The sequence below is a fragment of the Nocardia noduli genome, assembly GCF_019038455.1.
GTDB lineage: Bacteria > Actinomycetota > Actinomycetes > Mycobacteriales > Mycobacteriaceae > Nocardia > Nocardia noduli.
In genome coordinates, this window is the sequence record NZ_JAFMPL010000166.1 from 1 (window position 1) to 10717 (window position 10717).

Genomic DNA, 10717 nt, shown 5'->3' on the forward strand with positions numbered 1-10717 from the left:
GGCGGTGCGGGTGCGGCCGACGGGGGAGGACTCGCCGAATGTGGTGAAACGGTAGTGGTAGACGCCGCCGGGTGCGAGACCGGTGACGTCGACCTTCACGGTGTGATCGGAATCCGAAGTAGCCGTGGCACTTCCGGATGCCACCGGCCGGGTGAAGGCGGCATCCTCCGCGACTTCCCAGCCGACCGTCGCGGGTGCGCCCGTCCCGGAACCCGGGGTCGCGTCGGGGGAGACGGTGACGCGGGTCCAGATGATCACGCCGGTCGGCAGCGGGTCGCCCGACGCGACCCCGTGGGCGAAGACCGGGGTGGCGGCCCGCGCCGTGCTGGTCGCGAGTAGCACCGTCGCTGCCGCCGCCCCGCCTTTCAGCACGGTGCGTCGAGCGAGGGATCCGAGGAGAGACGGGTCTGAAACGGCATCGTTTTCGGCCACGGGTACCGATCACAGTCGATCGGCGAGCGGGAGGCAAGTCGAATGACCCGTCCCGGCCACCTGCTCGGACCGGTCGAGGACGGTCGGTCGCGTCGGCGCGGGCGACTCGATCCGGTGTCGTACCCGGGCGGTACGGTCGAATGCATGAGCGAGCGATTCGGGTGCCGCCGAGCGTCGGATGCGCGCCGGGGCGAGGCGCGCGTATGAGCGACGGGCTCTTCGACGTGCCCGGGCACGCGGTTCCCGAGTCGGATGTGCCGGGCGGGGCGGGCGTGGATTTCCGAGGACCGGGCAGCGCGGCGCCGCTGGCGGTGCGTATGCGTCCGGCGTCGCTCGACGAGGTGGTCGGCCAACAGCATCTGCTCGGTCCAGGCTCACCGCTGCGACGGCTCATCGAAGGTTCCGGTGCGGCATCGGTGCTGCTCTACGGTCCGCCCGGCACCGGGAAGACCACCCTCGCCTCGTTGATCTCGCAGGCCACCGGCCGTCGATTCGAGGCACTGTCGGCATTGTCGGCCGGGGTCAAGGAAGTGCGCGCGGTCATCGATCTGGCCCGCCGTCGGCTCACGGCGGGCGAGTCCACCGTGCTGTTCATCGACGAGGTGCACCGGTTCTCGAAGACCCAGCAGGACGCGCTGTTGGCGGCGGTGGAGAACCGGATCGTGCTGCTGGTCGGCGCGACCACGGAGAATCCGTCGTTCTCGGTGGTGTCGCCGCTGCTGTCGCGTTCGCTCGTCCTGCAACTGCATTCGCTGACCGACGCCGATATCCGGTCGGTGCTGCGACGCGCGATCACCGATCCGCGTGGTTTCGGCGACTCCTACACCGTCACCGAACCCGCGCTCGATCACCTCGTCCGGATCGCGGGCGGCGACGCGCGCCGCGCACTGACCGCGCTGGAAGCCTCCGCCGAATCCTCGCTCGACGGGACCGTCGACGTGACCTTGGTCGAGGCGAGCGTCGACAAGGCCGCCGTGCGCTACGACCGCGCGGGCGACCAGCACTACGACGTGGTGAGCGCGTTCATCAAATCGATTCGCGGTTCGGACGTCGACGCGGCGTTGCATTACCTCGCGCGGATGCTCGGCGCGGGCGAGGACCCGCGTTTCGTCGCCCGTCGCCTGGTGATCTCGGCCAGCGAGGACATCGGCATGGCCGATCCCACCGCCTTGCAGACCGCCGTCGCGGCGGCTCAGGTCGTGCAGCTGATCGGGATGCCGGAGGCGCAGCTCACGCTGACCCACGCCACGATCCATCTCGCCACCGCCCCGAAATCGGGCGCGGTACCCGCCGCGCTCGGCGCGGCCATGGCCGATATCGCGGCGGGCAGGGCTGGCTCGGTTCCGGCCCACCTGCGTGACGGTCACTACTCCGGGGCCGCCGCGCTCGGCAACGCGCAGGGCTACAAATATCCGCACGACGATCCGGACGGCGTGCTGACCCAGCAGTATCCGCCCGACGAATTGGTCGGCGCGGATTACTACACCCCGACCGACCACGGGCACGAGCGTGAGATCGGCCCGCGCGTGCAGAAGTTGCGCCGCATCGTTCGCGGCCGGTAGTCGTCGCGCCGCCCGTATCCCGCCCGGGGGCGGCCGGTGTGAGCGGCGGGCGATGAAAAACCACGTGCGCGGCACCGGTAGGCTGGATATCTGTGCAGACCCACGAGATCCGACGGCGATTCCTGGACCATTTCGTCCGTGCCGGCCACACCGAGGTGCCCAGCGCGTCCTTGATCCTGGCCGACCCCAACCTGCTGTTCGTCAACGCGGGCATGGTGCAGTTCGTGCCGTATTTCCTCGGTCAGCAAACCCCGCCGTACGCGACCGCGACCAGCGTGCAGAAATGCGTGCGCACCCTCGACATCGAGAACGTCGGCATCACCACCCGCCACAACACCTTCTTCCAGATGGCGGGCAACTTCTCCTTCGGCGACTACTTCAAGCGCGAGGCCATTGCACTGGCCTGGTCGCTGCTGACCGGTAGCGTCGAGGACGGCGGTTACGGCTTCGACGCCGAACGTCTCTGGGTCACCGTCTACCTCGACGACGACGAGGCCGAACGCATGTGGCTGGAGATGGGTGTGCCGTCCGAGCGCATCCAGCGCCGCGGCATGGCCGACAACTACTGGTCGATGGGCATCCCGGGTCCGTGCGGTCCGTGTTCGGAGATCTACTTCGACCGCGGCCCGGAATTCGGTGTCGAGGGCGGTCCCGAGGCCGACGAGGATCGCTACCTCGAGATCTGGAACCTCGTGTTCATGCAGAACGAGCGAGGTCAGGGGATCGGCAAGGACGATTTCGAGATCCTCGGCCCGCTGCCGAAGCAGAACATCGACACCGGCATGGGCGTCGAGCGCGTCGCCTTCCTGCTCCAGGGCGTGGAGAACGTCTACGAGACGGATCTCTGCCGCCCGATCATCGACAAGGCCGAGGAACTGACCGGACGCTCCTACGGTGTCCAGCACGAGGACGACGTGCGGTTCCGCGTCATCGCCGACCACGCGCGCACCGCCGCGATGTTGATCGCGGACGGCGTCAACCCGGGCAACGACGGCCGCGGCTACGTGCTGCGCCGGCTGCTGCGCCGCATCGTGCGTTCGGCCCGGCTGCTCGGCGCCGAGAAGCCGGTGATGGCCGATTTCATGAAGGTCGTCACCGACCTGATGGCGCCGTCGTATCCGGAGCTGGCTACCGATTTCCGGCGCATCGAGACCGTGGCGGTGGGTGAGGAGACGGCGTTCCTCAAGACGCTGAACACCGGCTCCACCCTGTTCGACAACACCGCGTCCGCGGTGAAGGCCAAGGGTGGCAAGACGATCCCCGGTTCGGAAGCCTTCACCCTGCACGACACCTACGGGTTCCCGATCGACCTCACCCTGGAGATGGCCGCCGAGGCCGGACTCGCCGTGGACGAGGACGGTTTCCGCTCGCTCATGGCCGAGCAGCGCACGCGCGCCAAGGAAGACGCCAGGTCCCGCAAGCACGCGCACGCTGACCTGACCGTCTACAAGGATCTCGTCGACCGCGGCCCGACCGAGTTCACCGGATTCGACGAACTCACCTCCGAGGCCCACGTGCTCGCGCTCATCGCCGACGGGGTGCGGGTTCCGGTCGCCACGGTCGGGCAGGACGTCGAGGTGATCCTCGATCGCAGCCCGCTCTACGCCGAATCCGGCGGTCAGATCGCCGATCGCGGCACCATCACCGCCGCCGGGATCAAACTGCGCGTCAACGACGTGCAGAAGATCGCCAAGAAGTTGTGGGTGCACAAGTCGACGGTGGAGCAGGGGCAGATCACCGAGGGTGACGTCGTGCTCGCCCAGGCCGATCCGGCGTGGCGCAGCGGCGCGACCCAGGGCCATTCGGGCACCCACATGGTGCACGCGGCCCTGCGGCAGGTGCTCGGCCCGAACGCCGTGCAGGCCGGTTCGCTGAACAAACCCGGCTACCTGCGCTTCGACTTCAACTGGCAGGGCCAGCTCTCCGAACAGCAGAAGGCCGATATCGAAGCGGTGTCCAACGACGCCGTCAGCTCGAATTTCCCGGTCAACACCTTCGTCACCGACCTGCCCAAAGCCAAGCAGATGGGCGCGCTCGCGCTGTTCGGCGAGAACTACGGCGACGAGGTTCGCGTGGTCGAGATCGGCGGCCCGTTCTCCATGGAACTGTGCGGCGGCACGCACGTGCGGCATTCCTCGCAGATCGGGCCCATCACCGTGCTCGGCGAATCCTCGGTCGGGTCTGGGATCCGTCGCGTCGAGGCGTTCGTCGGTCTGGATTCCTACAAGTACCTGGCCAAGGAACGCGCGCTGCTCGCCGGTGTCGCGTCCTCGCTCAAGGTGCCCTCCGACGAGGTGCCCGCGCGCGTCGAGCAGTTGGTGGAGCGCCTGAAGGTGGCGGAGAAGGAACTCGAGCGGACCAAGATGGCCGCCGTGCTGTCCTCGGCGGGAGCCTTCGTTGACCGAGCCGAGCGTGTCGGCGCGGTGTTGCTGGTCGCCGTCGCGGCCCCCGAAGGGGTGCAGGCCGGCGATCTGCGGACGCTGGCCACCGATATCCGCGGTCGATTCGGCAGCGAACCGGCGGTCGTCGTGCTGCTCGGCAACACCGACGGCAAGGTGCCGTTCGTGGTGACGGTGAACAAGGGCGCGCAGGGACTGGGCTTCAAGGCGGGCGATCTGGTGGCGAGTTTCGGACCGAGTATCGCGGGCCGCGGTGGCGGCAAGCCCGAGATGGCACAGGGCGCGGGCTCGGATCCCTCGGGAATCACGGCCGGCTTGGCCGCTGTCCGTGCCCGGGTGGTCGAACTGGCCGGTTGATGGGCGATTCGGAGAGTTCCGACCCGTCGGGCCGCTCGCGCGCCGCGGACCGGCCCGATTCGGCGTCCGATCCGGGCCGGGGCAGACGTATCGCGATCGATGTCGGCAGCGTCCGAATCGGGGTCGCCTCGAGTGATCCCGACGGTATTCTTGCCACGCCGGTCGAGACCGTGGCTCGGGCGAAAAAATCCCGAGCCGGTGGTCCCGCCGCGGATATCCAGAGAATTGCCCACATTGTGCGGGAATACGAGGCGGTGGAGGTCGTCGTCGGCCTGCCGAGGACCCTGCGCGGGGAGAAGGGAACCGCGGCCGACCTCGCGATCGCGTTCGCGGAACGTTTGCGAATGGAAATTGATCCCGTGCCGATCAGGCTTTCCGACGAACGTTTGACTACCGTGTCAGCTGCACGTGCATTGCGGGACAGTGGAGTTCGCGCGCGTGGCCAGCGGCAGGTGATCGATCAGGCAGCGGCCGTGTCGATCCTGCAAGGATGGTTGGACGAACGGAGTGCGGTGTTGAAGTCGGTCGAAGAGGCGTCGATGGGTGACGCGTCGTTCGGAGACGATGCATGACGGATCGGTGGGCGCGGGCCGAGGAACGCTATAAACAGCGCGAGGCCGAGCGGCGTTATCAGCGAGACGACCGAGCCTGGGCCGGGCAGGGCACTTCCCAGGACGAGCCCGACGATTGGGACGACTACGAGGACGACACCAACGTCATCCCTCGGTACACCGACGACGAGCCGTTGTACGACGACCCGCCGTTGTACGACGACCTCGAGGACGAGGAGCCCGAACCGACGCCGCCGCCGCGAGCACGCGGCCCCCGGGTCGGCAGGCAGGAACCCCCGGAACGCGGCCGTCCGGGGCGGCGTCCCCCGCCGAAGCGCTCCCAGCGGGGAAAGCGCTCGCGGGTGGCGGCGCGCAAGGCCGAGGAACGTAAGAAACGCCGTAGGACCCTGTGGCTGGTCGCGGGATTCTTCATCGTGGTGCTCATCGGCGCGGTCGGCTTCGCGAGTATGAAATTCGCCAGGTCGGTGGCGATTCCGGAGGATTACGCCGGACCGGGCGGTCCGCTGGTGGTGGTTCAGGTCCATCCGGGCGATACCGCCAAGGAAATCGCCTCGTCGATGGTCGACAAGGACGTCGTCAAGAGCAGCGGCGCGTTCTACGAAGCGGCGGTGCGCAATTCGGGGATGAACGCGGTGCAGCCGGGTTTCTACGCCCTCCCCAGTCAGGTGCCAGCCCTGGACGCCGTGACGGCGCTGCTCGGCAAGAACTCGCGGGTCGGCAATGTCGTCGTGTCCGAGGGCAGGCTGCTGCACGATCAGCACGATGTGAACACCGGGGCGCGCAAGGAGGGGATCTACACCAAGATCGCCGCCGCCAGCTGTATCGGCACCGTCACCGCGAAGAAATGTGTCACCTACGAGCAGCTCGCCGCCGCGGGGGCCGATGCCGATCTGGGCGCGCTCGGCGTGCCTAGTTGGGCGCAGGCCAGAGTGAAGGCGGTCCCGGATCGCGCCAGGCAGCTCGAGGGCCTGATCGCGGCGGGCACGTGGGACTTCGATCCGAGCGCGTCGCCGCAGCAGATCCTGAAACAGCTGGTCAGCGCGAGCGCCACGAGTTACGAGTCGACCGGCCTGCTCCAATCCGGGGCGACCACCAAGCTGTCGCCCTACGAGACGCTGATCGCGGCGTCGCTCGTCGAACGCGAGGCGCTGCCGCAGGATATGCCCAAGGTGGCGCGGGTCATCATGAACCGGCTCGAGGTAGGACAGCAGCTGGAGTTCGATTCCACCGTCAACTACGCGTTGGATCAGACCGAGGTCGCCACCACCGACAGCGACCGTGCCACCCGCACGCCGTGGAACACTTACGCGATGGCCGGGCTGCCCGCCACCCCGATCGCCGCACCGTCGTTGAACGCTCTGCGCGCCATGGAGAATCCCGAGCCGGGACCGTGGCTGTACTTCGTGACCATCGACATGAAGGGCACCACATTGTTCACTCAGAGCTATTCGGAACACCTACGCAATATCGAGAAGGCCGAGGACAGCGGAATCCTCGACAGTGGCCGATGAACGCGGTGCGGCGGTGAACGGCACCGTGGCGAACGGGGCCGCGGTCGACGGTGCCGCCGCCCGCAAGGCCGCGGTACTCGGCAAGCCCATCGCGCATTCGCGCTCTCCGCAGCTGCACCTGGCGGCCTATCACGCGCTCGGGCTGCCGTGGACCTACGAGCGGATCGAATGTTCGGCCGAGCGGTTGCCCGGTCTCGTCGACGGTCTCGGTCCGGAATGGGTGGGGCTGTCGGTCACCATGCCGGGTAAGGAAGCGGCCCTCGCGTACGCGAACGAGCGCACCGAGCGTGCCGAACTGGTCGGCTCCGCCAACACCCTGGTCCACACGGCGGGCGGCTGGCGTGCCGACTGCACCGACGTGGACGGCGTGGTCGGCGCGCTGCGCGAGGGCGGTGTCACCGCGCTCGACAGCGCGGCGGTGCTCGGCGCGGGCGGTACCGCGCGTCCGGCGCTGCTCGGACTGTCGGCGCTCGGCGCGAAATCGGTGACGGTCTTCGCCCGCGACGCCGGACGGGCGCGCGGTGCCGTGGAATTGGCCGAACGCCTCGGTATGGCGGTCGCGGTGGCCGGATTCGACGCGCAGTCCGTGGAGTCGGTGTGCGCCGAGGCCGGTGCGGTGGTCAGCACCATTCCGTCGGAGGCGGCCGCGGTCATCGCGGCGTCGGTGGCGCACGCACCCGTGGTACTCGACGCGATCTACGATCCGTGGCCGACGCCGCTCGCGGTGGCCGTGGCCAGGGCCGGTCATACGGTGGTCAGCGGGTTGCGGATGCTGCTGCATCAGGCCTACGGCCAGGTCGAGCAGTTCACCGGGTGCCCCGCGCCGCGCGCCGAGATGGCCTCGGCGATGGAGGAATGATCCCGTCCCGGCCGCATTTCTGATACCTGTTCTAGTTCTGTTGCGGCGAGCCGGGCGTTAAGGTAGTCGATATGACTGCTTGGGTTCTGCGGGCTTTCGCGCTCGGTGTGCTGGTCGTCGGCCTGCGTATCGGGCTCGGGTTCGGGATGGTGTACTGGCCGACGCACGGGAGTTCGATGCGGATCTTGTGCCTGGTCGTACTGCTCGCCGTCATCGTGGCATGGGGTGTGCTCGACGGCCGCGCCGATCGTCTCGACAACCCGGACCCCGAACGCGGTTCCGACCTGACCATCCGATGGTTGAAGGCGGCGGTCGCGGGCGGTGTCGGCAGCGGTCTCGTCTCCTGGATCGTGGACTTCTTCCCGAAGATGGACCTCAGCGACAACGGACTGCTCTTCGAAGTGACAGCGGGCGCTTCCTTCATCATCCTGCTGATCTTCATCCCCGCGCTGATCGGCGTCGGGATCGGCCGGATGGTCACCGGACGCGCGGCGGAGAAATCGGTGAGTGCCGAATCCGAGCGACACCCGGTGTCGTCCGCGCACTGACGCGGAGACGACGAGGGCGCACTCCACGTGGAGTGCGCCCTCGTCGCATGTGAGCGCTAGAGCAGGACCGCGCCGCCGCTGGGACTCTCCTCGCGGGCGATGGCCGAATAGGCCGCCGCCAGCAGGGTCGGGTCGGGACCCTCCAAACGGCCCGGTTTCGCGAGGCCGTCGAGGACGACGAAACGCAGGACGCCCGAGCGGGTCTTCTTGTCGGTCTGCATCGCGTCGAGCAACTGGGGCAGCGCGTCGGCGTCGTAGGAGACGGGCAGCCCGACGGCGGTCAGCACCGCACGATGCCGATCGGCGGTGGCGTCGTCGAGTCGTCCGGCCAGCCTGCCCAGTTCGGCGGCGAAGACCAGCCCGACCGACACCGCCGCACCGTGACGCCAGCGGTAGCGCTCGCGTCGTTCGATGGCGTGCGCGAGTGTGTGCCCGTAGTTGAGGATCTCGCGCAGGCTCGCTTCCTTGAGATCGGCGGCGACGACATCGGCCTTGACCTGGATCGCCCTGCGGATCAGTTCGGGCAGCACCTCGCCGGTCGGATCCAGCGCGGCCTCGGGATCGCGTTCGACCAGATCCAGGATGACCGGGTCCGCGATGAATCCGGCCTTGATGATCTCGGCCATACCCGCGACGATCTCGTTGCGCGGCACCGTCTCCAGTGTCGCCAGATCGACGAGTACGGCGGCCGGTTCGTGGAAACTGCCGACCAGGTTCTTACCGGCCTCGGTATTGATACCGGTCTTGCCGCCGACCGCGGCGTCGACCATCGCCAGCAGGGTGGTCGGCACGTGCACGATCCGCACGCCGCGCATCCAGGTGGCGGCGACGAAACCGGAGAGATCGGTCGCCGCGCCGCCGCCCAGGCTGACCACGACATCGTTGCGGGTCAGGCCGATCCGGCCGAGGACTTCCCAGCAGAAACCCGCGACGGCCAGTTCCTTACCGGCCTCCGCGTCCGGGATCTCCACCCGATGCGCGTCGATCCCGGTGTCGGCCAACGCCTTGCGCACCACTTCGGCCGTCTCGGCGAGCGGCGGCTGATGGAAGATCGCGACCGTGCGGACCCCCGTGGTCGCACCCGTCACCGATTCGACGAGTTCACCGAGCAGTCCGCGCCCGATGATGACCGGATACGGGTCGGCGGTCTCGACCTGGATACGCCTCGGCTCTGTCACGAATGCTCCGATTCTCTCGTTACGAAATGTCGCGCTGCGCGGTCGTGGATCCGGCCCGCTCGTACGGCCGACCACGGACACGGGCACGTATGCCCGATCGCGCGTCGATCCGCGGTGCTCATGTGCGCTGTTCCGATTCTGTGCCCGCCGACTGTTTCTCGGCCCGGCCGCGACCGCGCGGTGCGCGCCTGCGACGTGAACGCCCGGACTGACGCTCTCCGGTGGCCGGTTCGGCATCTGCCGCGCGATCCCGGCCGTCCGATTCGGTGAGCGCGCCGGTATCGGGCACGGCACCGGCGGTGCGGCGGGAGGTGACCCGGCGTGCGGACCCCGAGTCGGGAGGCTCCGCACCGTCCGTGCCCGCTACCGTGCTCGGAGCGCCCGCCGCGCGCTGCGCTCGACGCGGTCGACGCCTGGTCGTCCCTGAGGACCCGGCGTCGGCGATCCCGTCGGGTGACGGACCGGAATGTCTGCCGACGCCCGCCTCCGTCGCGTCGCGCAGTGCGGTCCGGCTGGTCTGCGCATCGCCGTAGTCGGCGTCATGGTGCAGTCCGGCCCGCGTGCCGTCATGCGCCGCGTCGCCCTTCGGGCCGACCCGGGTATCTCCGCGTGTGGCGTCGTCATATCGACGGGTTCGGGTCTTGCCGTGCGCTGCGTCGCCCTTTTGGCCGGTCTGCGCGCCGCCGTGCGCCGCGTCGCTCTTTCGGCCGGTCCGCGTGTCACCGTGGGTGGCACCGTCTATTCGGTCGAGCTGCGCGTTACCGCGTGAGGTATTGCCCGTCCTGCCGATCTGCTCGGCACCGAGCACGGTGTCGGGGTTACCGGCGGTCGCACGGCGCTTGTCCGCGCGGTTGTTCGCCGTATGGGTGGCGGATTCGCCGCTCGTGCCGTTGTTCGGGGTGCGACGACCCCGGGCGCGCCGTGAGCGCTGCCTCGGGGCGGGATCGCCGGTGCGATCGGGCGTCGGCTCGGTGGTTTCGGTGGAATTGTGCTTGGCCGCGGCCCGGGCACGGGCTCGACGGCGGGTGCGCGACCGCCTACCGGTCGGAGCGGGCGCGGCTTCGACGGCGGTATCCGGCTCGGGATCGGCACTCGGCGCGACGGAGTCCATGCCGAGTTTGTCCAGGATCATGCGGACGACCCGGCCCGGACTGCGTCCGTCGGTGCGCACCCGGACGGTCGCCACCTCGCGGTAGAGGGGGCGGCGTTCACGCATCAGCTTGCGGTACTTCGCGCCGGGGTCGGCGCCGTTGAGCAGTGGGCGCTGGTTGCTCGCCCCGGTGCGGCGCAAACCCTCGG

The 10717-nt window shown here is 68.9% G+C and carries 8 protein-coding genes and 1 pseudogene; 6 read left to right on the forward strand and 3 right to left on the reverse strand.

What is annotated here, in order from left to right:
- A partial coding sequence (locus tag JZ792_RS39430) for an alkaline phosphatase D family protein (protein WP_438804435.1) occupies positions 1 to 432 on the reverse strand: 432 nt, incomplete at its 3' end.
- 203 nt (positions 433 to 635) lie between these two features.
- On the opposite strand from JZ792_RS39430, the gene JZ792_RS39435 reads away from it, so the two are divergent.
- From JZ792_RS39435 to JZ792_RS39460, 6 genes are all read left to right on the forward strand, one after another.
- Positions 636 to 1994, forward strand: coding sequence for a replication-associated recombination protein A (locus JZ792_RS39435; RefSeq protein ID WP_216917997.1), 1359 nt, complete (start codon positions 636 to 638; stop codon positions 1992 to 1994).
- Positions 1995 to 2086: 92 nt separating this feature from the next.
- Positions 2087 to 4750: an alanine--tRNA ligase gene (gene alaS / locus JZ792_RS39440; RefSeq protein WP_216917998.1), complete on the forward strand. Its 2664-nt coding sequence runs from the start codon at positions 2087 to 2089 to the stop codon at positions 4748 to 4750.
- Entirely contained in the window at positions 4750 to 5322 is a 573-nt protein-coding gene (gene ruvX, locus JZ792_RS39445) for a Holliday junction resolvase RuvX (RefSeq protein ID WP_216917999.1), read from the forward strand. The genes alaS and ruvX overlap by 1 nt, the downstream gene beginning before the upstream one ends.
- Complete coding sequence (locus JZ792_RS39450) at positions 5319 to 6833, forward strand: endolytic transglycosylase MltG (RefSeq protein WP_216918000.1); 1515 nt, start codon at positions 5319 to 5321, stop codon at positions 6831 to 6833. Before ruvX ends, JZ792_RS39450 begins: the two co-directional genes overlap by 4 nt.
- Positions 6834 to 6858: 25 nt before the next feature.
- A complete protein-coding gene (locus JZ792_RS39455) occupies positions 6859 to 7692 on the forward strand; it encodes a shikimate dehydrogenase (RefSeq protein ID WP_216918004.1) in 834 nt (277 codons plus the stop codon).
- A 71-nt stretch (positions 7693 to 7763) separates the two neighbouring features.
- Complete coding sequence (locus JZ792_RS39460; RefSeq protein ID WP_216918001.1) at positions 7764 to 8240, forward strand: B-4DMT family transporter; 477 nt, start codon at positions 7764 to 7766, stop codon at positions 8238 to 8240.
- A 56-nt stretch (positions 8241 to 8296) separates the two neighbouring features.
- On the opposite strand, the gene aroB is transcribed toward JZ792_RS39460, so the two are convergent.
- The gene (gene aroB / locus JZ792_RS39465) at positions 8297 to 9418 is read right to left on the reverse strand and encodes a 3-dehydroquinate synthase (protein WP_216918002.1); all 1122 of its coding nucleotides are present in this window, start codon (positions 9416 to 9418) and stop codon (positions 8297 to 8299) included.
- A 1107-nt stretch (positions 9419 to 10525) separates the two neighbouring features.
- Positions 10526 to 10717, reverse strand: a pseudogene (locus JZ792_RS42455) (shikimate kinase); the annotation flags it as partial.